Source organism: Bacillus sp. NEB1478, from assembly GCF_031582965.1.
In the GTDB taxonomy this organism is placed as follows: Bacteria; Bacillota; Bacilli; order Bacillales; family Fictibacillaceae; genus Fictibacillus.
The window spans coordinates 2,586,659-2,609,753 of sequence record NZ_CP134049.1 but is presented as its reverse complement, the minus strand read 5'-3'; the positions used below and the strand labels follow the sequence as shown (position 1 = coordinate 2,609,753).

Below are 23,095 nucleotides of genomic sequence, written 5' to 3'. Positions count from 1 at the left end.
CAAAGTTTGGCATATCACGATATTCGTCCATCTCATCTTTTATTACATCAAGCTTTTGCTGCTCTGTTTTAATAATCTCGAGAGTCTGTACAAGTTTATTCTGTTCAAAATCTTCACGAACTCTTTTCCACCATGTCAGAATTCCAAATAAGAAAATAAGGAACATGATCGGATCAGGTGATATGAATAAATATGGGATGATGATTAAAAGTCCAACAAACCAAATTTTTGTAGAAAGTACTCCCACAATTCTTCCGCCATCGAGCGGTGAAACAGGGAACAAGTTAAACAAGTTAATCATAGCGCCTAGCTGAATAACGAGAGCCCAGAATGGCTCCCCTGTTGATTGGTATAGTAATACAGCCGGTAAAAAAGAGAGTAGACCAAACAGCGGCCCTGCATAAGCCACAAAAGCTTCATCTTTTGCATTTTTCGGCAGTTCTTTCAAACCGATCGCAGCACCCATGAATGGTATAAAGATAGCAGGCGATGTTTTTAATCCTTTTCTCTTGGCGGCGACTAAATGTCCCATCTCATGAACAAATATTAAATAGACAATCGCAACTGCAAATTTCCATCCAAAGAAAACGGCATATGCGCCTAATGAAAGAAACATAGAGATGAGCGTGGCGAACTTCCCAAGTTTTAATAAACCAAACACCCATTTTAATTTATTTAAGAGGAATAAACCGATTCCCGCTAATACGGTCCAAATGCGGGATTTCCCCCTTTTCACTGCTTTTTCAGACATGTAAAGATCCTCCAGATTCTTTTTCTTTCTTCTATCTTAAAGTAAATACGGCTGAAGTGGAAATAAGTTTCTATTCACATCAATTATTACCACCGTTTTTCTTTATCATTTTGCGGGTATACGAAATAACGTACCCCTTTAATGATAGTCTGAAAATACGAATGGTTTATAAAGAAAAAGGAGGAGGGATCGGTTTGTCGATACAAAAATATCGAATGTTAAAAGCAGACCCTTTTGTTATGAGCAATTGGGAAGTGCTTAAAGCTGTCCGAAATTACTTAATACAAGATGGCTATGCCGTAAAAAGCAATTCAAATGAGAACGGGGAAGAGCTAATCGCTGAAAATGAATACCATACACTTGTTATTCATGCATTAGGAAACCATGAAGAACAGCATGAGAATTTTACTACATACTTCAGTAATCAGCTTGTTACATTATTAAGAAACTATGAAAATATTCCAGGAAGAACACTCGTGATGGCTAACCCTGATACACCTATCATCCGTCAAAATATGGACAGTATCAAAACAGCACTCGACGAACTAGGCGTTGTTCGTTTCTGGGTAAAGAAAGATTTGACGATTGAGTGGGAATGAAGAATTAAATGTCAAAGAAGCCAATTCATAAAAAGAGTTGGCGTTTTGACTGTTTAAAGTCGTCATGGCTTGAAAAAGGATTCCCATTTCAAGGCATCAACTTTGTTTTTTACGCTGAAAAGCACTGCGTTGATAATTCCTCCAATAACAATAACCATACCTGATAAATAAAACCACATTAATAAAATGATAACCGCACCAAGACTTCCATAAGTGGAAGAGTAGTTTTCAAAATTCGTAACGTAAAAAGAAAACGCAAGTGAAATCAGCTGCCAAGAGAGAGTGGCAAAAACAGAACCTGCCCATACTTCTTTAATGTGAAATCGCTGGTTTGGAGCTAAATAGTAAAGCATCATTAAAACAACAGCCATAACACTAAAACCGACGATCCATCTTAAAAAATTAAATAAAACCGAAATGTGATTTGGCAAATAGATGAAATGTGATATCTCCTGAAGCAGGGTCTTTCCGAAAACGGGCAGCAGGAGGGTGAGGACAACGACAACTACAATACCAATGGTAAGGAAAAGTCCATATAATTTTATTTTCCAGATCGGTCTCGTTTCTTCCGCTTCGTAAGCATAATTGATAGCTCGGATAATTGCGCTTGTGCCAGCTGAAGCAGACCATAGAACTGCGATAATACTAAAAGATAAAAGACTAGTGTTCGATTGTTTCAATAAAGCTTGAATTTGTTTTTCGAGCATATCCCCAGTATTGCCTGGTGCGTATTCCTGAAAAAAAATAACGATCTCTTTTGGTTCTAAATGTAAATAGGGGAGAAGAGAAAGCAAAAAAATCAAAAGCGGGAAAATAGACAATAAAAAGTAGTAAGCTAATTGAGCGGATAAATCACTGATATTGGCTCTCTTCAGTTCAATGATTAGGCGGTTCAAGAAAACAAGCATAACTGATGCCCTCTTTGCGATAGAATGGGTTGCACCTTGTCCGTTTTCTTTACTAAGTCTATGTTTGAACTTGAGCAGTATGTTTTTTTAGTAAATAAAAAACACCGGAATTTTCCGGTGCTATTTCACTTTTTCAATTCGGTCATGACTGGATTCGTATAGTTCAGGCAATACGTTCATCTCCTCGATGTCCCGTTTTGTTTGTTCCGTACCTAATAGGTAGAGATAGCGGAATAAATCATAAACGAGTTTGCTGTCAATCCCACGGTGGAAAATGGCATTAGAGTCATCAAATACACGGGTTGGTTTAAAGATATCAAGACCTTCTTGCTTATTATTGGCATGCATTTCATAGAAAAGGTGTTCTAGTTTCTGTTTTTCTGGTATTGAGGCTTCAATTTCAAAATAATGAATGTGATCATCAGTCCGGATCGGCTGAATTTCCCCTTTTGCTGTAACAAAATACGTTTCCTTAGGTTCCATTATCAAAAACCTCCTTTTATAATCCATTCCTTTTACTGTAGTTTTCAAAACATGTCACTCTAAACAAAAAAGCCTCTCCGAAATGGGAGAAACCTTTTAATAGAACTTTGCATTCTTTTTTAATAATGAATAGACGTACATATCGTAAAAATCATTGCCGGCTTTTTGGTATTCTTTAAGCAATGCTTCTTCCGTAAATCCTAATCTGTTTACAAGATCACGGGAGGATGCGTTTTCAGGCCGGATCACTGCTGCCACACGATTGAATGCCATGCTGTTGAACCCAAAATGAAGGATCGCCTGAAGTGATTCGATCATATAGCCTTGACTCCAGTACTTGCGATTCAGCTCATAGCCAAGCTCAGTCCTGCGATCTGTTTTGCTCCAATTATGAAAGCCGCATGTGCCGATCAGTTTGTCTTCATCTTTTAACGTAATTCCCCAGCGAATCGCACTTCCAGAAGTGTATCCTTTATCAAAAGCTTCAATAAGAGAAAAAGCTTCTTCTTCATTCTTTAAAGGTTCCATACCGTAATACATTAACGCTTCAGCATCGGAGAACGTTGAAAAGATCTCAGCTGCATCTGTTTTTTGAACAGGCCGTAATGTGAGTCTATCTGTATTTATTACTGGGAATCGCTCAAAAGAATTCAAAAGAAAAACTCCTTTATGAAATTGACTTAAGTTTCATTTCATCAATAAATAGCTGTGTGAGGTAAGGATCCCACTGTGTTCCTCTTCCATCTTCTAAAATTGCTAAAGCTTTTTCGTGAGTCATGCCTTTTCTGTATGGTCTGTCTGATGTCATTGCATCATAAGCGTCTGCAACGGCAATAATCCTTCCAAAAATGGGGATATCATTACCTGAGAGGTTTTCGGGATATCCTTTTCCATCAAAGCGTTCGTGGTGATAGCGTACACCTGGCAGTAAAGGTTTCATCGCTTCGAATGGCTGAACCTGTGCAAGTATGTCTGCTCCAATGACAGGGTGTTTCTTAATCATTTCAAACTCATTATCCGTTAATTGATCTTCTTTTAGAAGAATCATATCAGGAATGCCGATCTTGCCGATATCATGAAGAAGAGCTGCTTTCCTTAACTGCAAAAGCTGCTGGAAAGGAAGACCAGCCATCTGCCCGATTTTCATTGCATAATCAGCTACTCGCAAACTATGACCAGCTGTATAAGGATCTCTTGCGTCCAATGTTGCAGCCATCGTTGCGAAAAAACTTTCCAGAAGCTGTTTGTTTTCTTGGTCACGCGATTGGATAGCCCGTCCCATATGGTTAAACCCTTTAATCAGCTTTGAAAATTCATCTGAGTAGAGGTCATCAACTTTGGCATTGCTGTTGCCGGTTCTAACTTCATACATACCTGCCTGCAGTTCGTTCATTGGCTGTTGAATATCTTTAAATAGAAGATAAGCCCCGTAAATCGCAAAAGAGATTCCGATAATGAGAACAAACAAAGCCCAGCTCCAGTAGGAACTATTAATAGGTCCTGAAATTTGATAAAGACGTACTTGATTTGCAAGTGCAAAAAGAAGAAGCGGAAATGTTCCAATAAAAAGGGTACTCCACTGAATTTTTCGCTGAATGGATATATGTCTGGAAGAAGCGAGTGACAGTGTGACACCATGATCTTTTAATGTCCGGTTCAGTATATCTTTTAAAATAGGCTGAACTGCTTTTGTAGTCAAAAAGAATTCGATGATCGCGTGCATACCGGCAACTAGAATAGCTCCAAGTGATGCAAGATAAATATAGTAGTATGGCAAAGATAAAAAGTCAATTTTTATAGCAGCAGCAGTTAAAACAATGGCTGGAATAGACAAACCGAATAAGTGCGGTCCTAATATCCGTTTTACTGTCCGTACAGGGAAATGATGAGCATGAAAATAAACTTTTTCCGCCAATTGGATAGAAGGAATCTTTTTGGAATAATATGAACGGAAAACAGCAGTGTGCATATGAAAAAATAAGTATTCCAATGAAAACATAAAGATACTTGAAAGGAATAGTATACTGCCGATTATTAAAATTTCTTTCCATGAAAAACGCAGTGTAGTAAATAAAAAGACGCCACCTACTCCAAGAACGGCTGCTGTTGAACCAAGTATATAATTTTTTAGTAATCGTCGCTCAAACTGCTTATACAGCGTCATATTTCACACCGCCTTTCTTACTAGTGCTTCAATAAAGATAATATAAGCATACCTTACAAAAACTTGGAAAAAAAGAGATTTTTCAACACATTTTTACATATTTTTTTAGATGAACGTTTAAACCATTGATATTTAGTAAAAAAGAGACCTTCCAATTATAAATTTTGTATTTGTCCAAACGGCTGATTCTTAATGAACGGTGGTGAGATAAAGTATAGCATCTACTCGTATTGTACAAAATACACGGGATGGATAATTTCTTAGTAAAACGGGTATGAAATGGTATACGGACGTAGGAAGGGAGTTTGAATTATGACATTAACAAATAAAGAAATTGAACATTTTAAACAAATATTAAAGTCACGAAAAGAAGAGATAAAAGGGATGCGCGAAAGAAACGACTCGTTTGGAATCGATTCTGAATTTCCAAAAGAATCAACAGGGGAATTATCGAGTTATGATAACCATCCGGCAGATTTAGGCACAGAGCTATTTGAGCGTGAAAAAGATATTGCGATCAACGATTTGCACGAAAAAGAACTCGAAGACATCGATACGGCACTTATGAGTATTGAAAGAGGCAAGTATGGGGTTTGCAAAACTTGCGGTGATGATATTCCTAAGGAACGATTAGAAGTTGTGCCGTCCACATTATATTGTAAAGAACATAGCCCGGGGCAGCATTCATCAGATGATCGGCCTGCAGAAGAAAATGTAGCAGGACCCGATTATTCTAAACGAAGTAATGATGATAAAGACGCCACTTTTTTTGATTCCGAAGATACTTGGCAATCCGTAGCTCAATACGGAACGAGTGAGACGCCTTCTGATTTCGAAGATCCTGAAAAAGAAGATTACAATGCTATGTATGAAGACTCTGATGATGATGATGGATATGTGGAGGCATATGAAGGTTTTGTTACAACAGATATCACAGGTAAAAATGTGGAAGTAGTGCAGAACCGAAAACATGAGAAGTATGAAGAAGAGCTCGATGAAGAAGAGGATCGACAATTAGACAGGGAGAAATACGAAAAGTAAAAACAAGATAGATTATTCGATAAAGGGACACTAAAACTTAGAAAGGTTTTAGTGTTTTTTTATTTCTGGAGAGGCATTACGGCATGGATATATTAATTAATTTTATTCCAAGATGTAACGCAAATCCCAATAAACCAGTGCCTGCAAAGAGCATAAGCCACCGGACGGCAGTCTCATTAATAAGGGTTCGAAAAAAGTGAACAGTAAAGGCAACGTTAACATTCCATAAAACGATACCTACTATGATAAAACAGCTTAAAAAACCAGTTGCAATGTGTCCAAATTCATCTGGAAGACTTTGCAGGGTACCTCCATATATACCAAACCAGAACACAAAATTTAATGGGTTCATTAATGCTAGAAGAAAGCCTGTCCAATATGGTGTTTGAGCAGGTGGGGCTTCATCTAATACTAGTAAAGCTCTCTTTTCGAATGATGCTTTTATAGTTGTAGTTCCTAAATATAAAAGCATTAAAGTACCTATTGAAAGCATTATAATTTGAATGATTTCAAGTTGTAAAAAGGGTGTTAAACCTATAAAAATACAAAACATGAAAAAGAAGTCTGCTGTTACAGCTCCTAATCCTACAAGCCATGAATGCCAAAACCCTCTGCTTAACCCCCGCTTAATCATTTCTAATTTTATTGGACCAACAGGAACAGCAAGGCTGATTCCTAACACGATAAAGCGGATCATCCAACTTCCGAAATCATCCATCATTTGCCTCCTGCCACTAAACTTAACTTGTCCTTTTCTAAGATTATGAGATCAGAAGGAAGAATATTACGGAAGGAAATTGGATGGAGATGACGAAAATTAAAAGAAAGGTGATTCAACATCATTTTTTTATAAAGGAGTCTAACAAAACTGTGAAAAAAGCGTGCCTATTAATCATTGATGTTCAAAAAGGATTTGAAGATGTTGATTTTTGGGGAAAACGAAATAATCCATATGCAGAAGTGAATATGCTTTCGTTAATGGATGCATTCAGAAATGCTAAACGGCCTATTTTTCATGTTCAGCATCAGTCTGAAAATGAAAGTGCACCGCTTCATCCTGCAAAATTAGGTTATCAGCTGAAAACAGGGTTCGAACCGAAAGAAAATGAACCGCTTTTTATTAAAAGCGTAAACAGTGCGTTTATTGGAACGAGTTTGAAAGAAGAATTAGACAAAAAAGGTATTGAACTTTTAGTGATTGTGGGACTGACAACGAGTCATTGTGTTTCTACTACGGCTCGAATGGCTGCTAATTTAGGATATGATGTTTGTGTAGTCCATGACGCAACAGCCGCATTTGGAATGGTTTCTTATGATGGGAGACGATACTCCGCTCAAGAAGTGCATGAAACAGCTTTGTCTCACCTAAATAAAGAGTTCGCGGAAATTGTGGGTACTGAGGAAGTTTTGACGAAATGGATCAGTTCTTCCCAATTTATTCAATAGATAAAGTCAATATTCCCCAGGAAATGTCGGATATTGCTAATGGTTTAGAGGATTTGATTTAGGGGAAAATAATGGACAAAACATTCATGAGAGTTAGAGGAGTCATTTAAACATGGAAAATGATCAAATAGAAAAACTTATGCAAAATCCAGAACAAGAATTGGAGTTTTGGATTGAGGAAGATAAACAGAGAGAACTTGTAAGGATTAGATATGTTCCTCAAGGTGACAGTGGTTATTTTCAAGTCACATATTTAGATGAAGAAGAAAGTATATTGGGATCACAAGTATTAGATGAAGTAGAAGATGCTTTGCGCTTTTTAAGGAAAAACAAACCTATCAATTAAAAATAAACCAGAGGTAACGGGCCTCTGGTTTTCGTATATTTAAAGAAACTTTTTTTCACAATGCCATTCCGAAGCGTGTTTTTTGCATACATCTAAATCTAGGAATTTCCCATCGTTGAAATTATTGATAATATCCTCTGCTGTTTCCTTGGCTAATTTTACCTCTTTCTCAGTAATATCGCCTTTCCTGTATGCATCCATAAGTTCGTTATCATCCAGTACGAAAATTTGGTTGTCAGGAAGGATAACAATATCTAAATAAAGATCTAAATACCACGGAACTCCGTCTTCATTCACCCCGTGATCTCTGCACATATCAATATACCATTGAACGATTTCTCCATTTTGATCAAGAATCGTTGTGACCGCGTATTTTTTTCCTTCAGGAAAGTGCTGAAACCATGTATATCCTGTATCGGCTATACGAACATCTCGATCTTTGTAATTGACAACGAGTGGATCAGAAACCTTTTTTAGATGAATAGCCGTTACTTTTCCCTTAAAACATGAATCTTCTCTATCTACTACTTCAAACGATCTTTCAATAACTCTTTTCCAATTAGGCCGATCTGCTGTCTTATGTTCCATAAGCACCTCCATATTTTTGTAAAATTATAGCAAAATTTATACTTGAATGGAAGGAAACAAAGAATTGGAGAAGAAGATTTACAGAATGGAAAGACGGAGGTTACTAGATCATGAAAAACTTACATGAAAAACTTGAACGATTTCAAAAAGAGAAAGGATGGGAAATCAGTACAGAAAACTCCGGTGATTCTAGAGAATCATTGCTGCTAAACCACATGCTCTTAACGACAGAAATCGCTGAAATAGCAGAAGAATTGAGAAAAATGATGAATTACGAATATGAAATGATTGAAAAAGGTCTGGATAAAGAAGAAGCCTTCTTGTTTGCTAAACGTGAAGTGTCTGAAGAAATAGGGAAAGAAATCGCTGATTGTATCGCGTATTTATGTAAATTTGCAACGTTTTTTGAAAGGGATATAGAAGAAGATATTTTAAACAAGCTTCAAGAAATCAATAATCGAACAAAGACTAACCTGCAAAAAAGAATGAAAGAGGAGGTCAAATAAATGGACATCACATCGGATAGATATGATTTACTATCTTCAGACGGAACAAAAATTACAGCATATGACCACGGAGGTACAGGAGAGCCAATAATATTTCTTCATTATTTAGGCGGTATTGCCCAATTGTGGCAACCCGTAATCAAGCATTTCATTCAAAATCATCGGGTCATCACTTATGATTTGCGAGGGCACGGAAAATCTGATCAACCAGAAGAAGGGTACACTTTTGAAGATACGGCAAAAGACCTGGATACCGTTTTAGACCATTTTAAAGTAAATAAGGCTCATCTTGTTGGAAGTTCATATGGATGCATGGTTGGGCTCTATTATGCTTCAAACCGGAAAGACCGAGTTTTGTCCCTCGTTCAATGTGATGGTGCAATGATAAATAACACCGGTGATAATGGCTTGTATGAAGAGACTTTAGAAGAACATTTAGCGAAATTTAAAGATCAATTTGATTCTGATTACGAATCTGTTGAAGCTTACAAGCAATTTTACCGTGATAACTGGGAACCTTGGAATGAATCGAGAGCTTTTTACGTTGAACAATATGAGCCCCGTATTAAAAAAAACGGTAAGGTTGGACCTCGCACAAAAAGAGAAACGCTGGAGAAAATCATTTCTGAATTATATTATGTGGACTTTTTGACTTGGTACGAAAAAGTGAAATGCCCTGTTCTCTTTTTACCAGCAGAACAAGAAGGTCATCTAGAAAAGACAAAAGAATTTCTTGGAAAAGTTTCAAAAGTACTGCCTTACTGCAAAACAATTATTATTTCCGGAACAATCCATTTAATGATGTACGATCATGAAGAAAAGTTAATAGAAGCCATTCAACTATTCTACAAAGAACTACCGGTGAATACATCTCCAGCAAAATAAGAAAAAGCTCCCGGTGTTCAGGGAGCTTAATGTTCACTCTTTCTCGATTTTCTTCGTTTGTAAAACTGCTCTAAAGCAATGCAAGTGAGCATTCCCATAATCAGTCCATTGCTTAAAAGGGTGACGATAATACTCGGCCAATCTTTTAAAGCGGCTGCAGGGATGAACAAACTGCCGATCCCGACCATTAGTGATGTACTAATGATGAAGAGATTTTTATCTGAATGTAATTCTGTTTTGTACTCTCTGAACGCCAATCCGATCATACTTGAGAAAGGCAGGAAAATCGTTGCATATCCAACTGGTGCAGGTATTCCGGCAAAGAAAAAGGTGAGCGTAGGGAAAAAACTGATGATAATAATTAATAGGTTTCCGAGCAAGAAAGCTGCACGGCTAAACATTTTTGTTGTTAATATAAAGCCTGACGCACCGGAAATTGGTACACTTGCGACAGCTGAGAACAGTCCGGCAATCCAGGTGTTTAATCCCATCATAACGGATGACCGATTGTAGTTAACGGGTTCATAATTTTCGTTCTCGGAATCATACGCTTTTTCAACCACATTGATACTTGCGACCATGTTAGTCAATAAAAGCATTCCTACAAATAGTGAAGTTAGAATTGCTCCTCCTGATAGTTCGGGAGTACCCCAGGCAAACCATTCTGGAAAGGAAACTAGTTTTGCGGATTCCATCGGTTCTTTTGTTATATGCAGGACCTTGAAAAGTCCCCAACCAAGAAGTAAGGCAATAAGGATAGAATAACTTCTTAGCCAACGGACAGTGGATTTTCCTAAAACAATCGAAAGAACAAGAATAAAAAGTGAAGCAATTGCTACTTTGGAATCTGCTTTTTCTTGTAGATAACCGATTCCAAGCATCCCTTTTATAAAAGATCCGCTTAACTGTGATACGAGCAGAATGAGATAGGTGCCTGTAACCAGCGGAGTAAACAACCCACGGACGTAAGTGATTATTCGAAATATACCAAGAAGGAAAAATAGAACCCCGCTAATGAGCATCCCAGCAGTTAATTGCTGAAGACCATTTGCCGCTGTCAGAGCCCCTGATGCTACGATTCCCGCATACACTGTAAAGACACCCCACCATAAACCGGCAGGTCCTTCATTAATAGGTAGTTTATGTCCAAACAGAACTTGCAGAATACCAGAGATTCCTATAATGAAAAAAGAACGCTGCAAAAGTTCTGCCGTTTCAGCTTGTGACATTCCGAATGCAGCACCAATTGCAATAGGTGCTACAAGACTTCCGGCGAGTATAAAAACCATCCATTGCAGAGATGAAAAAGTTAATCTCATAAAAACACCCTTTATATATATTTGTCATCTTATTATAGTCTTCTAAACAGGATACTTTAAAGAAAAGAGGTTTAACAACAGAGCATTTATGGGAAAGTCACCAAATAGAAAGAACATGACAACGTTTGAAATTTTTGTAAATATTTTTCTGCTATCCTCATAAAGCATATGAGGGGGTCGAAAGATATATTTACAGGTAATGACGAACAAAAGACAAAGGACGAATTAAGATGCAGAAACTTTCACACGAGGATGTTATCCAATGGTTAGAGAATCATCTGTTGGACTTTGAACAATTTACGCCATACTTGTTTACTTCTCAATGGATTCATTCTTTTTGCAAAGACAAAGAAAATGGGTTTGAATTTGAAGTGAAATGGGATACTTATGGACAGGATTTGTTTATGAGATTATTAGACAACCTGGATTCTGATGGACAATGGAAATGGCTAGGAACGATTAACCAAGCAGGAGAGGTGATATCATGAGAATTGATGGACAGCAACCGGTGCAGCGGAAATATGATGTAAATAAAATGTATCAGCAGCCTTCAGTTAAACCACCTTCATTTGCCAAAGATGATCTATACATATCGAATGAAGCAAAAGCCTTAAATGAGAATGCACAATTAAACATAAGAGAAAAGAAACTTTTAGATATAAAAAAGCGCATCGAATCTGGAGACTACCAGATTGATGCACAATCGATCGCTAAAAAGATTTCACAATTCTACACAACTTAATCATCTTTATTTTGGTTGCCGCTTTTCTGTCTTAACAGGGAAACGGCATTTTTTATGAACGGAGGAATGGGAACGTTTAACCTGCCGGCATTTTCAATCATGGATAACAGCTCATTTGATAAATAGAAAAAAATGGTGGCGGTTTTGATGATGTTGCCGCCAGTCAGTTGATCGAGAGAATGGGCTATGGCTACAATTGCAAATATCATTACTTTTTTGAGTATTCCTTTAAAACCTATCTTACTGTTTAGTTTTCCTTCATAAGCCGAAGAAGCCATCCCTGTTAAATAATCTAAAACGACAAACAATACAAGTGTTTTAAATAACAAGCTAGATGTTCCGAAAAGATAACTTGAAATAGCACCTAACGCAATCACTGCCATGTTATAAAACATAGAAATTTTCTCCACTCCACTAAATCCTCCCTCATCTCTCGCTAAGTTTAGTATATGCACGCAAAAAGCAATACGAATTGGCTAATGTCAGGGGTTGTCCTCCTATTTTTTAGAACTTTTGTTTCAAATGTGTTAAATAGTCAAAAAATTTAAAAAATAATAAGTCAGACATGCACGGTTTCTGTTACAATGAAACAAATCCGGAAAGGGAGGAAAGAAATGCAATGAACAAAATCACGTTGGGCTTGCCTCCACATTGCCACAAAGTATCTTATGATGGAAGAATGATCAAGATTAAGGACTCTGGTAATAACAAATGGACGTTTCCTCTTTCTAACACCGAAAATGCCGTAGTCGATCAAGTGAATGATGAGACAGGACTGCTCACCATTCATGGAAAGGATAAGATACTGGCTACATTAGAAATGCCGATCCGATTTTGTGAAGTAGGCAGAGGCTGGCTTCTCGATAAGTTACCGAAGAAAAAACGAATTAAGCTTAAATAAAAAATTCTCAGCACAGCTGTTTACGAAACGGCTGTGCTTTTTAGTTTTGGGGGCTCTGGATCAAATCCACTTCCTTTGGAGGTAGAACAGTCGAGTTCGTTCCATACTTTCGCTAGAGTGGTAATGCCAGACCTTACGGCAGGAGTATCGCAGATTTCCCTACAATCAACAATGCCTTTAAACAATGCTTAATAGATATGTCACATAGAACTAGAAAAAAGAGTCATCTACCAAAAAGAATTTCATTGAGATTAGGAAATAAATGTTATAATTAGTTTGGAATAGGTAGATGGGGTGAATGCTTTGGGGAATACACGCCTGCCTGCACACTTTAGCCATGTTGCTTGGAACCGGAAAATATTAAATTTTTTTTGGGTCATCATTTTTGTCTCTGTGTGCGTAGAAGGCTTAAACAGCTTATTAACTGATAGACCGTTTAAGGAATTTTTATTGATTTTTATAATTGTACCAACTGCTCTCTTATCTTTTGTCACGCTTATTGCAGAATGGGCTTACCGAAAGAGAACTAATTACATAGATTATATTGTTATTGGATCTGCGAGCTTGATTGCAGGCATTTTAGTAGCTGTGCATTCAGAAATAAATGTGATGTATGCTTGTCTGTTCTTTCCCATGCTGATTTCAACCATTTATTTTGAAAAGAAAAAAGTTTGGCTGGCGTTTTCTATTTCTCTATTTATATATCTGGCTCTTTCTGCGTTTCATCCGATCATCAGCCAGTTAAATGATATGATGGATCAATTGTCGATGACATGCATTTTACTGACTTCTACACTTGTTTGTATCGGAATCATGCAGCGAGGCTATGAAATTTGGGAAGATTTGAAAAAGGCACAAGCAGAGCATCAGGAGCTTATGGTGAAATCGACGATTATGGAAAAACAAGTGAAGACCGATGCTCTAACCGGACTTTACAACCACATGGCTTTTTATGAATATTTGGATGTGTTGATTCTGCAGGCAGAAACGTTTCAGAATCCATTTCATTTAGCGGTAATTGATATCGATAACTTTAAGAAAATAAATGATACATATGGGCATGGTGCAGGTGATTTGATTTTAAAACGGATTGCCCATACGATTAAAGAAAATGTATCGAACGATGATTTTACAGCTCGATACGGCGGTGAAGAATTCGTTGTTATTCTGAATGATGTCTTTGAAGAGCAGGCGTTTACCGTATTGGAAAATGTCAGAATGGCTGTTGAAGATGTTGTCCATCCTGAAGTAATGAAGGAACAGATTACGATCAGTATTGGTCTGCAAACCTATCGTTTAGGTATGCACAAACAGGCATTTTTTGAAGGGGCAGATAATAGTTTATACGCGGCTAAACGGCTTGGAAAAAATCGCGTCATAACAAAAGAAACCCTTCAGCCAGTTGAAGTTTAATAAAAAAAATGGAAGCAGCGAGGAGAAATCCTTGCTGTTTTATTTTGTTCATTGATAAGCTGCGAATCAAAACATCAATTTTGTGTGCAACTGTAATTACTCGCTGCAACTTGCAGTTTTGTGTAAAACTTGCTCGTTGTTTTCTCGAAACTTTACTTCCACGACCTTCTTGCTTCTGATTTTTCTTCTAAAAATCTTGTCCATGCATATGTTTGTAAAGATATAGCCATGGAGGTGAGGGTATGAGTGGTCGGACGAAACAAATATTGCAGATTGCCGCCACTTACATCGGCACTGTGGTGGGTGCTGGTTTCGCTACAGGAAGGGAAATTGTTGAGTTTTTTACTAAATACGGTTCTGCCGGATTTGCTGGAATTTTAATCAGCGGCTTTTTATTTATCATGATTGGTACAAAACTGATGATTATTGCTAGAAGAATTAATATTTACTCGTTTGATGAAATGAATCGTTACTTGTTCGGAGCGGCTGTATCCAAAGTAGTAAACTTGCTGATGCTCATTATGCTCTTCGGTGTAACAGGCGTGATGCTCTCTGGGACAGGTGCTTTGTTTCGCGAACAGCTGCAGCTCCCATTTCAAGCAGGAGTAATTGTAACGGTAATCATAACGTATATTGTAATGAAAAAAGGTATTCAAGGTATCCTTTGGACCAACTCATTGATTGTTCCTGTTATGGTATTGTTTTCGATCGTCTTGTCTATTTCACTATTTGATTTTTCGGCAACAAGACACCTATTTCTTGCTGATGACTTTACAAGGGAATGGAGATGGATCCTCAGCCCTTTTTCATATGCAGCTTTTAACTTAACATTGGCGCAAGCTGTATTGGTACCTTTATCAAGGGAAGCAGAGGATGAGTCGGTTATCAAATGGGGAGGTTTTCTTGGCGGATTAGGGCTGACATTTATTCTATTAAACAGTCAGTATGTGCTTTATTCTGTTCCGAGAGTATTAAGCTACGATATTCCTATTGCAGAGATCGTTGGGGGGCTGGGTGTAACTGTTCATTATATTTTTATTTTCGTAATCTTTGGGGAGATCTTTTCCACGCTAATTGGAAACCTGTTTGGGCTTGCCGGATCCCTTCAGAAAAACATGAGACTATCAAACAACCTCATTTTGATATCCTTATTGGCAGGCAGCTATTTACTAAGCCAAGTTGGATATTCGGAGCTGCTTCATTATTTATATCCGTTATTCGGCACGATCGCTCTAGTGTTTTTAGGGGTTGTATCTATTAAAAATGTAAATGGAAGTTAGTGCTAGTACTGATGAATTAGGTTCTGATATAAATGAATTTGTTAGAAGGGAAAAAAGAACATGGCTTATTATAATAAATTAGTCCGTGATAAAATTCCAGAGCTGCTTGAACAAGCTGGAAAAAAAGGAACGTTTCGTATTTTAGGAGATAAAGAGTTTGAAAGTGAACTAAAGAAAAAATTGATCGAAGGTGTGAAAGAGTTCAGAGATGCAAGACGGGAAATTGATGCGGTAGAAGAATTGGCTGGACTGTACGAGATGCTCATAGAGTTATCGAGGCTTCGTCAGCTCAGCATTCGAGAGATGGAAGAAATCCGTAAAGAGAAAGTAAAGAAGCACGGTGGCTACAAAGAAAGACTGTTCCTGGTGAAGGTAGAAGACTGAGCGTGGGGGGACAGACCCCTGACAAATACAAATCGAGGATTTGTATTTGTCAGTAAGACAGTTGCATCGTAAGCTTGTCAAAGATTGTCGAGTCGTGGTTTTCTTGGGCATTAATGTGGTATTGAAGTCCATTTACATGGAATTAATATCAATTTTTGTGTAAATATCAAAATAAGTGTGGAAATAATTCTGTCTCAAATAAACAGGCATAAAAAAGCATTAAATAACGCTTTTTTATGCCTTTTTTATCATAAAAAATGAAAAATACAGAAAAAACATGCATATTTATTTTGACAAACAAGCATAATCTGGCATATGATGGATATACCACGTGGAAATAAGAGGTAATGGAGGAAAATTATCATGTTTTCTGAGGAAAGAAGAGAAAAGATCTTAGAATTGCTTAAAAATGAAGGTCGAGTTCTTGCCAAAGAGTTATCAGAAGCACTCCAGGTTTCAATCGATTCCATACGCAGGGATTTATCGTCTATGGAAGATAACGGTCTGCTCAAACGCACACATGGCGGCGCGATTCCTGTAACTGAAGTTCGAAAGGGACCTTCGCCTAATGCTATCCGCTTTGGAGAAGGATCCAAATATGAAAGAGCCATTGCACGAGAAGCGGTAAACTGGATAAAAGAAAGAGACACCATTTTTATGAGTGGCGGAGGAATGTATCACGAGCTGCTGAAACATCTCCCGAATATACCGCTTACGATCGTGACAAACTCTTTAGTTACAGCGGATTTTCTTCGGGAGAGAGAGAATGTTGATGTGTATGTAATCGGAGGAAAAGTGAAGAACTCTGGAAACATGACGGATGCTCTAGCAACAAATGCCGTTCGTCAGTTTACATTTGATTTGGCGTTTGTTACTGGTGGAGGAATCTCAGAGCGCGGCATTACCACAGCAACACCGGAAGTGGCTTCTTTTATGAACGCAGTAGAGAAAATATCACGTAAACGAGTTGGCTTATTCCCTCATTATAAAGTGGGAGTTAACGCATTTGCACATGTTGGTCCAATAACGAATTTAGATGTCATTATTACGGATGAAGAATCCCCACGCGATCACTTGACCGCTCTAGAACAGCAAGGTGTTAAAATCGTTATTGCATCCTCTGAAACTACTCAATCTGAAAAAAATTAACTTCATACTTATGTAAAATAGACCTCCTAATCAATACATAGGAGGTCTTAATGTTCTGATATTTATTTTTGTAATGAAAGTGTCAGATCCCCAACATCAGATATCATCGATACTAATGGGCCGCCTGTACCTATCATGCCATTTTTCTCGTTAGGCAGTTCCACTGTTTCATCGCCAAGATTATTTTTCAAATGAGTTTGCAAGTTTTTGGGTGCGTTCTTTGTAATAACGGAAATGTCTCCTACATTAGATTTAGCGGTAATATCTTTTGTAATTTCATCAACATACATATTCATATCTCCAACGTCAGATTCAGCGTTGATCTTTCCGTTAACATTATGCAGGGTGATGTCACCAACATCTGAATTTAGATAAAAATGGTGCGCGGAAATTTCTTTCAGATTTATTTCAGCTGCATCTGTTTTCACAGTTAATTTTTTAAAATCCTTATTCGGCATTTTAATCAGTAAATCATAATCGTTAAAAACCACAAGAAAACGCGGCTTTTTATGAGCTGTATGAATGGTAAGTTTGTTCCCATTTTGTTTTACTGCCAGCTCAACATTATCAGTGTTCATATTCGTGCTTCTGCCTCTCATATGAACTTCGATTTTTTCACTGTCGTTCGGAATAATTTTAACATCACTAATGTTTGATGAGACTTTGATATCGGTAATACTTCCAGAGTCTATCAGTCGCTTTTGATCAACTTTTGCTGAGTTGAAAGGGGATTTCCCTATCAAAAATAAAACAGCATTACCAGCGATAGCAAGCCCGATTAAAATAATGGCAATACGTAAAATTCTTTTTACATTCATGAGTGGTTCCTCCTTACGATGCTAAGGTTGAAATTTAGATAACTCAGTATGACTTTATAAAAGAGTTTGAAAACTTTAATCGCAAAAATAATGAATAAAAGTCCGATGCCAATAAAGCCCATAATCAAGAAAATGTTAGTCAAAAAGGAGGTTGTAAATCCTTCTTGTATTAATAGAATAATAGGTGAACTTAAAAAAACAGCTGCGATAATGATCAATGCAATCGGAATGATAATCATGACTAGGAAAGGTGCCAGCACGAAAATCAAGTTGAACAAACCAAGACCTACCGATGCAAAAACCGCTTTGGTGACACTGCTTAAGGATGGATTTTCAGCTGCTTTCGCAATTTCCGTTTGGGCAAGCAATTCTTTTGCTATTTTGCGAGGAGAGCCCAATCCTCTGATGATATCTTCATCAGACCTGCCGCTTTCACCCGCCATTTCAAAATGTTCTTCATAATCTTCCAGTACTTCTGTTTGCTCGTTTATAGGTAACGTACTAATCTCTCTTTTTAACGCTTCTAAATACGTTTTTCTGTTCAATTTTTTTATTCCTCCTCCAGCATTTCGCCAACGCCTTTTGTGAACTCCTGCCATTCCTGCACTAATTTTTCTTTGACCTTAATACCCTCATCGGTAATTTTGTAGTATTTTCTTGGCGGTCCTTCAGATGATTCCATAAGGTAAGTGGAAAACAAGCCATCTTTCGTTAGCCGTCTGACCAGGGGATAGATCGTGCCTTCGGAAATCATGAATTTCTTGGAGATTTCTTCAACGAGTTCGTATCCATAGCGGTCTTTTTTTGAAGTTAATACGAGTACACATAGTTCAAGGACTCCTTTTTTAAATTGAACATTCATTGATATACATCACCACTTTACTAGGTACTGTTTAATGCACGGTACTGTTAAGTAAGATATTACCATCATAATTTATATAAGACAAGGAAAATTTGGAATTTTTTACATGATAATTTTCGTGTTAGAAAATATAACGCAGATTCTGATTATTAATAAATTATGGAATATTCTATTGTTATATGTAAATTCACATAACATCTATAGAAGAGAGGTGATTTCTTGTGCTTCAATCTTCTCATTTTTCGTCTGAAGAAAAGTTCGTAATCAAAGAGCTGAAGAAGAACATTCGAGCAGCAGCAAATCCAGAAGAAAAAAAGGAGCTTGAAAAACAACTTAACTCCATCATGGAAAAAGCTTTCATTAAAAAACAGTTAAGAAGGAGAAACGAGCTTTGATCAAGCTGATCCAGACAGTAAACCCTTTCAAAAAACTGAATTGCCTGTCTATTTTGGCAAGTAGTGACATGTATGTAATGTTTATGGTAAAGTGACACTAGTCTTTTTCAGATGGACAAAAAGAGACAATTGTTTCCTAAGGAGTGGACACAGCATGAATCAAGAAGCAGCATTGAAAAAAGACATTGGGCTTTCTGTAGCCATGTCCATCGTAATTGGAACGGTAATTGGATCAGGCATTTTCATGAAACCTGGCAGTGTCCTCGAATACACAGGGGATTCATCATTGGCGCTTCTCGCTTGGGCTCTTGGCGGCTTGATCACATTAGCCGGCGGATTAACAATCGCGGAAGTTGCAACTCAAATCCCAAAAACGGGCGGTCTTTATGTGTATATGGAAGAAGTATACGGAAAACTATGGGGTTATTTAAGCGGCTGGGTGCAAACGGTCATATACGGCCCTGCCGTGATCGGTGCCCTTGGCTTATATTTTGGCTCTTTGCTCACCAATTTGTTTTCCTGGGAAAAACAGTTGGGGCCTTGGATAGGGATAGCGACTGTTCTTTTTTTAACGATTGTTAATAATTTAGGGACTAAATATGGCGGCTTCGTGCAAAACATATTTACCCTTGGAAAACTGATTCCCATTGCATTGATCGCAATATTCGGGGTGACCAATGGAAATGAACAAATTCTAAGCTCGCCGAGTGGTTCAGTTGCCGAAATCAGTATGGGTGCAGCGATACTCGCAACATTATTCGCATATGATGGCTGGCTAATGGTCGGCTTTGTAGCAGGAGAAATGAAGAATCCTGGTAAAACTTTGCCGAAAGCAATCATTGGTGGAATTCTTATTGTAATGGTCGCTTATCTTTCAGTAAATATTGCCTTATTGCATATTTTGCCAGCATCTGAAATCGTAAAACTTGGGGAAAACTCTGCAGCAAGTGCTGCTGTGGTTCTTTTTGGACCACTCGGAGGAAAGTTGATCGCTGTTGGTATAGCTGTCTCCATTTTTGGCTGTTTAAATGGGAAGATCCTGACGATTCCGCGGGTGCCTTTCGCGATGGCTGAACGCAATCAGCTGCCTTTTGCAGCTATTTTCAGCAAAGTTAGTGAAAAACACGGAACGCCGATTGCAGCGACTTATTTGCAAGTAGTGATCGCAGTATTCATGATGATTGTAACAAATCCAGATTATTTATCAGAAATGGCTATTTTTGCTGTTTATATCTTTTATATTTTCGCTTTTTACGCGGTTTTCAAATTGAGGAAACGACACAAAGGGAAAGCACGTGTGTATAGTGTACCGCTGTTCCCGGTCGTTCCGATTTTCGCCATTTTAGGCTCAGTATATATCGTTGGGGCAACGATCCTCAATGACCCGTTTGATAGTTTAACTGCTATACTCATAACGGTTGCGGGATTGCCGCTTTATTATTGGCTGCAGCGTGGCGAAAGTTCAAAGAATAATGCTTCTGCAAGTATTGAAGTAAAATAAAAAAGAAAAGACCCGGCTATCGGGTCTTTTTTCCGTGAGATGATTATTTGCTTATATCAACTAAACTTTGTTGAAAATCAGTGTCGTTTAAATAATGATCATGAAGCCAAATTGACAAGGCATCCAGACCTTCTTGGTGCAACGGGCGAGAAGGAAGAATCTTGAGCAGCTTTTTCATCTTTAAAATAGTCATTTCCTCAGTCTGTACACGGAATCCATGTTCCATATTTTTAATAATATGAGTCTCGTAATCTCCTTTTACAAGTGTACGTAATTCTTTCAGGAAATCAGTGTCTACAAGAGGATCCTTGTCACCAAATATGGCTAGAACAGGACATGTTACTTTTCTCAAGGCGGCTCTAGTATCATAAGCAAAATGTTCTTTCATCCATTTTACAGGTTGTTTTATAAAAAATAGAATCTTGTATACATCCTTATTTGAGGCAAACATTTTTTGCATCAGTTTTCTATTTTTGGTTTCTTGTTTTTCTTCATTAATTAACAGTCTCAAAAGAATCCCTTTCAGACCTTTTGAACTTCGTAATTCTTGATATGCTAATTTTCTTTGGTGTGTTGTAAATTCATCTAAATTACCGACGCCGCCCGAAAGCAGCATTAAACCATTAATAGGCTGCCTTTCCGAAAGGGCAGTTCCAATGATCGTTCCTTCACTATGACCGAGTACAATGATTTTGTCAGGGTCTACTTCAGGACAGTTATTAAGGTAAAGGAACGCATTTTCAGCATCATCGACAAAATCCCAAAACCCAGTTGAAATGAAGTCCCCCTCGCTTTTTCCTGTTCCTCGTTTGTCGAACCGGAGCGTTATGAAGCCTAGTGCTGTAATATACTCGGCAAGCTCTTTGTACACATTCAATTGAAATTTGCCTTTTGGACCGTTTGCGTTTCGATCCAGTGGTCCGGAACCGGAAATGAATAAAACAGCAGGCAATTTGTCATTTTCACTAAGTTCAGCCGGGATTGTAAGAGTCCCGCATAGCTGATTTTTTCCCTTAAAAGTTATTTCTTTTTCTGCGAATAAACTAGTCATTTTTACTCCTCCAACATATGGAAAAATCTTGCTATATTGAGCATATTACAAATTGCTCAAAAATCAATCTTTTTCATTCAGGATGACTGATAAATAAAGGCTGTTTTACTTAAAGATTGTTGTTTTTGGCGCATATTGTTTATCCTCTTCATTGAAAAGTTGATTGGAGTGCAAGGTGCGTGCCAGCCACCTGAATATACTTCTCGCAAGGCATGCGACGAGGAAGCCCACTTCGGCAGGATTTCTTGCAGACGCAGGAGGAAGTACTTCATATGTCTTTCACCGTGGCTCACCGCACGCCCCGTGGAAAGCGAGCATCCTGTAACGGAAATCAACCACTTCCAAGAGCAACAAAGATTGCGAAAACAGCCTAAATAAAAAACCCGCCAGGGAAATCCTGACGGGGAATAGGTTCATTCTTACACATTTAATGTTTCTTTCATTTCACGGTAGCGTGACGAAAGGCTGCCTGGTGATACACCATACTTTTTAGCGATTTCGGATTGTGTTGCGTCAATGCCAGCAATATCTTTTGAAGCCAGATACTCAAGTGCTGCAGCATAAATCTCTTCTTTTCGTATAGTCGGCTTAGTTTCTGAGATGTAATTGTACCAAAGCTTTTCAGCTTGCTGAGAAACTTCAGCTTCCGAAGTGGAATTTAAAAGATCTAACACTGCGGTGTACTTGTCATCTTTCTCAATTGTTTTCTGCCCAGCTTCAGTTTCAGCAAGGTTATGAGATTCAGAAGCTTTTTCAGTTTCCGTAGATTCTGATTGCGGTTTTGGTACGCCATTTGAAATATCGATCAAAGAAAGCTGAAGAACAGCTGGGAACTTTGTTTTGAAAATTTCCTTCGGGTCACTGCTAGGATCGAGCCTTTCGATCGCTTCTTTTAATGGCGGCAATTCTGAAGATGGCATTTCTACATAACCTACATAATATTCATAATTCACGCCGTTTGAAACGAGTGTACCAAGCAAAACACTATCTATTTTTGGCTTTTCAGCCGCATTAACTGTTACATCAAATGTTTCACCCGTCCAAACATCTTGGACAGTGAAGATAAAGCCAGTTTTTTGTTCCATTACTTTATAAAGAGATGGCAGTGTTTCCGTCCAGCCAGAAATAATCTTAGCTACTTCAGGCTTAACAGAGCCTTTTACTTTCTCCGCATAAAGTTCAACGGGTGTTCTGTTGTCTCTTACTTTTGAGCAAAAGACTTCCCAGCATACTGCAATATTTGCATATGTTTGTGTTTGATCCTTTGCAACAGGATATTCTTTTACATATTCAGAAGTACGGGCTGCTAATTCAGCTTGGTAGTTCTCAAGTGCGTATTTTATCAATCCCTCTTGATGAAAAGAGACTTCGCGCGTTTGTTCTTCTTTATGAAGACAACATTTTTTATATTTTTTTCCGCTGCCGCACACACAGGGATCATTTCTTCCTATCATTGACATGCTATTCCTCCAGTAAAACACTTACTCAACCTTGTACATACTAGCATAGATCGAGTTTATTTCAAAACACTTACTATTAATCTCTATTCTAACATAATTTATA

At 37.9% G+C, this 23,095-nt stretch carries 28 protein-coding genes and 1 pseudogene; 15 read left to right on the top strand and 14 right to left on the bottom strand.

Features of this window, described 5'->3' with window-relative positions; genetic code table 11:
• Window positions 1–207: 207 nt before the first annotated feature.
• Window positions 208–751: pseudogene (locus tag RGB74_RS12930) on the bottom strand (site-2 protease family protein); the annotation flags it as partial.
• Between the two features lie 194 nt (window positions 752–945).
• Between RGB74_RS12930 and RGB74_RS12925 the strand changes: the two are divergent.
• Window positions 946–1,350 (top strand): hypothetical protein, encoded by a 405-nt coding sequence (locus tag RGB74_RS12925; RefSeq protein WP_310759715.1) that lies wholly within the window; start codon window positions 946–948, stop codon window positions 1,348–1,350.
• 62 nt (window positions 1,351–1,412) lie between these two features.
• Here the strand turns inward: RGB74_RS12925 and RGB74_RS12920 are convergent, their stop codons facing one another.
• The 4 genes from RGB74_RS12920 to RGB74_RS12905 form a co-directional block, all read right to left on the bottom strand.
• Window positions 1,413–2,258 (bottom strand): YihY/virulence factor BrkB family protein, encoded by an 846-nt coding sequence (locus tag RGB74_RS12920; protein ID WP_310759714.1) that lies wholly within the window; start codon window positions 2,256–2,258, stop codon window positions 1,413–1,415.
• A gap of 120 nt (window positions 2,259–2,378) precedes the next feature.
• Window positions 2,379–2,741: a hypothetical protein gene (locus tag RGB74_RS12915; protein ID WP_310759713.1), complete on the bottom strand. Its 363-nt coding sequence runs from the start codon at window positions 2,739–2,741 to the stop codon at window positions 2,379–2,381.
• Between the two features lie 96 nt (window positions 2,742–2,837).
• Window positions 2,838–3,395, bottom strand: coding sequence for a GNAT family N-acetyltransferase (locus RGB74_RS12910; protein WP_310759712.1), 558 nt, complete (start codon window positions 3,393–3,395; stop codon window positions 2,838–2,840).
• A 13-nt stretch (window positions 3,396–3,408) separates the two neighbouring features.
• Window positions 3,409–4,905 carry an HD domain-containing phosphohydrolase gene (locus RGB74_RS12905; RefSeq protein WP_310759711.1) on the bottom strand — a complete coding sequence of 499 codons (1,497 nt, stop codon included), beginning with the start codon at window positions 4,903–4,905 and terminating at the stop codon, window positions 3,409–3,411.
• Between the two features lie 312 nt (window positions 4,906–5,217).
• Here RGB74_RS12905 and RGB74_RS12900 point away from each other — a divergent pair, with 312 nt between their 5' ends.
• Window positions 5,218–5,946: a TraR/DksA C4-type zinc finger protein gene (locus tag RGB74_RS12900; protein ID WP_310759710.1), complete on the top strand. Its 729-nt coding sequence runs from the start codon at window positions 5,218–5,220 to the stop codon at window positions 5,944–5,946.
• Window positions 5,947–6,022: 76 nt separating this feature from the next.
• Here RGB74_RS12900 and RGB74_RS12895 read toward each other — a convergent pair whose 3' ends face one another.
• Window positions 6,023–6,664, bottom strand: coding sequence for a LysE family transporter (locus RGB74_RS12895; RefSeq protein ID WP_310759709.1), 642 nt, complete (start codon window positions 6,662–6,664; stop codon window positions 6,023–6,025).
• Between the two features lie 152 nt (window positions 6,665–6,816).
• Here RGB74_RS12895 and RGB74_RS12890 point away from each other — a divergent pair, with 152 nt between their 5' ends.
• Together RGB74_RS12890 and RGB74_RS12885 are read left to right on the top strand one after the other, a co-directional pair.
• A complete protein-coding gene (locus tag RGB74_RS12890; RefSeq protein ID WP_310759708.1) occupies window positions 6,817–7,392 on the top strand; it encodes a cysteine hydrolase family protein in 576 nt (191 codons plus the stop codon).
• A gap of 112 nt (window positions 7,393–7,504) precedes the next feature.
• Window positions 7,505–7,738 carry a hypothetical protein gene (locus RGB74_RS12885; protein WP_310759707.1) on the top strand — a complete coding sequence of 78 codons (234 nt, stop codon included), beginning with the start codon at window positions 7,505–7,507 and terminating at the stop codon, window positions 7,736–7,738.
• A 39-nt stretch (window positions 7,739–7,777) separates the two neighbouring features.
• On the opposite strand, the gene RGB74_RS12880 is transcribed toward RGB74_RS12885, so the two are convergent.
• Entirely contained in the window at window positions 7,778–8,326 is a 549-nt protein-coding gene (locus tag RGB74_RS12880; RefSeq protein ID WP_310759706.1) for a ribonuclease FAU-1 family protein, read from the bottom strand.
• A 110-nt stretch (window positions 8,327–8,436) separates the two neighbouring features.
• Between RGB74_RS12880 and RGB74_RS12875 the strand changes: the two genes are divergently transcribed.
• Complete coding sequence (locus RGB74_RS12875) at window positions 8,437–8,832, top strand: hypothetical protein (protein WP_310759705.1); 396 nt, start codon at window positions 8,437–8,439, stop codon at window positions 8,830–8,832.
• The gene (locus RGB74_RS12870; protein WP_310759704.1) at window positions 8,833–9,717 is read left to right on the top strand and encodes an alpha/beta fold hydrolase; all 885 of its coding nucleotides are present in this window, start codon (window positions 8,833–8,835) and stop codon (window positions 9,715–9,717) included.
• Between the two features lie 26 nt (window positions 9,718–9,743).
• Here RGB74_RS12870 and RGB74_RS12865 read toward each other — a convergent pair whose 3' ends face one another.
• Window positions 9,744–11,036, bottom strand: coding sequence for a purine/pyrimidine permease (locus RGB74_RS12865; protein WP_310759703.1), 1,293 nt, complete (start codon window positions 11,034–11,036; stop codon window positions 9,744–9,746).
• Window positions 11,037–11,266: 230 nt separating this feature from the next.
• Between RGB74_RS12865 and RGB74_RS12860 the strand changes: the two genes are divergently transcribed.
• Window positions 11,267–11,524: a hypothetical protein gene (locus RGB74_RS12860; RefSeq protein WP_310759702.1), complete on the top strand. Its 258-nt coding sequence runs from the start codon at window positions 11,267–11,269 to the stop codon at window positions 11,522–11,524.
• Window positions 11,521–11,778, top strand: a complete 258-nt coding sequence (flgM, locus tag RGB74_RS12855; RefSeq protein WP_310759701.1) for a flagellar biosynthesis anti-sigma factor FlgM — start codon at window positions 11,521–11,523, stop codon at window positions 11,776–11,778. The genes RGB74_RS12860 and flgM overlap by 4 nt, the downstream gene beginning before the upstream one ends.
• On the opposite strand, the gene RGB74_RS12850 is transcribed toward flgM, so the two are convergent.
• A complete protein-coding gene (locus tag RGB74_RS12850; protein ID WP_310759700.1) occupies window positions 11,775–12,188 on the bottom strand; it encodes a phage holin family protein in 414 nt (137 codons plus the stop codon). The two genes, flgM and RGB74_RS12850, sit on opposite strands and share 4 nt — an antisense overlap.
• A gap of 209 nt (window positions 12,189–12,397) precedes the next feature.
• On the opposite strand from RGB74_RS12850, the gene RGB74_RS12845 reads away from it, so the two are divergent.
• From RGB74_RS12845 to RGB74_RS12825, 5 genes are all read left to right on the top strand, one after another.
• A complete protein-coding gene (locus RGB74_RS12845) occupies window positions 12,398–12,679 on the top strand; it encodes a hypothetical protein (protein ID WP_310759699.1) in 282 nt (93 codons plus the stop codon).
• A 303-nt stretch (window positions 12,680–12,982) separates the two neighbouring features.
• Window positions 12,983–14,092: a GGDEF domain-containing protein gene (locus RGB74_RS12840; protein WP_310759698.1), complete on the top strand. Its 1,110-nt coding sequence runs from the start codon at window positions 12,983–12,985 to the stop codon at window positions 14,090–14,092.
• A 242-nt stretch (window positions 14,093–14,334) separates the two neighbouring features.
• The gene (locus RGB74_RS12835) at window positions 14,335–15,372 is read left to right on the top strand and encodes a YkvI family membrane protein (RefSeq protein WP_310759697.1); all 1,038 of its coding nucleotides are present in this window, start codon (window positions 14,335–14,337) and stop codon (window positions 15,370–15,372) included.
• Window positions 15,373–15,432: 60 nt separating this feature from the next.
• A complete protein-coding gene (locus tag RGB74_RS12830; RefSeq protein WP_310759696.1) occupies window positions 15,433–15,756 on the top strand; it encodes a nucleoside triphosphate pyrophosphohydrolase in 324 nt (107 codons plus the stop codon).
• Window positions 15,757–16,119: 363 nt separating this feature from the next.
• Window positions 16,120–16,905, top strand: a complete 786-nt coding sequence (locus RGB74_RS12825) for a DeoR/GlpR family DNA-binding transcription regulator (RefSeq protein WP_310759695.1) — start codon at window positions 16,120–16,122, stop codon at window positions 16,903–16,905.
• 62 nt (window positions 16,906–16,967) lie between these two features.
• On the opposite strand, the gene RGB74_RS12820 is transcribed toward RGB74_RS12825, so the two are convergent.
• The 3 genes from RGB74_RS12820 to RGB74_RS12810 are packed head-to-tail and all read right to left on the bottom strand — an operon-like array spanning window position 16,968 to window position 18,585.
• Entirely contained in the window at window positions 16,968–17,723 is a 756-nt protein-coding gene (locus RGB74_RS12820; RefSeq protein WP_310759694.1) for a DUF4097 family beta strand repeat-containing protein, read from the bottom strand.
• On the bottom strand, window positions 17,720–18,268 hold the full coding sequence (locus tag RGB74_RS12815; protein WP_310759693.1) for an HAAS signaling domain-containing protein: 549 nt from the start codon (window positions 18,266–18,268) through the stop codon (window positions 17,720–17,722). Before RGB74_RS12815 ends, RGB74_RS12820 begins: the two co-directional genes overlap by 4 nt.
• 5 nt (window positions 18,269–18,273) lie before the next feature.
• Window positions 18,274–18,585, bottom strand: coding sequence for a PadR family transcriptional regulator (locus RGB74_RS12810; protein WP_310759692.1), 312 nt, complete (start codon window positions 18,583–18,585; stop codon window positions 18,274–18,276).
• 221 nt (window positions 18,586–18,806) lie between these two features.
• On the opposite strand from RGB74_RS12810, the gene RGB74_RS12805 reads away from it, so the two are divergent.
• Entirely contained in the window at window positions 18,807–18,980 is a 174-nt protein-coding gene (locus RGB74_RS12805) for a hypothetical protein (RefSeq protein WP_310759691.1), read from the top strand.
• A gap of 154 nt (window positions 18,981–19,134) precedes the next feature.
• Complete coding sequence (locus RGB74_RS12800; RefSeq protein ID WP_310759690.1) at window positions 19,135–20,481, top strand: APC family permease; 1,347 nt, start codon at window positions 19,135–19,137, stop codon at window positions 20,479–20,481.
• Window positions 20,482–20,524: 43 nt separating this feature from the next.
• Here RGB74_RS12800 and RGB74_RS12795 read toward each other — a convergent pair whose 3' ends face one another.
• On the bottom strand, window positions 20,525–21,532 hold the full coding sequence (locus tag RGB74_RS12795) for an alpha/beta hydrolase (protein WP_310759689.1): 1,008 nt from the start codon (window positions 21,530–21,532) through the stop codon (window positions 20,525–20,527).
• A 419-nt stretch (window positions 21,533–21,951) separates the two neighbouring features.
• The gene (locus RGB74_RS12790) at window positions 21,952–22,992 is read right to left on the bottom strand and encodes an SEC-C metal-binding domain-containing protein (RefSeq protein WP_310759688.1); all 1,041 of its coding nucleotides are present in this window, start codon (window positions 22,990–22,992) and stop codon (window positions 21,952–21,954) included.
• Window positions 22,993–23,095: the final 103 nt, after the last annotated feature.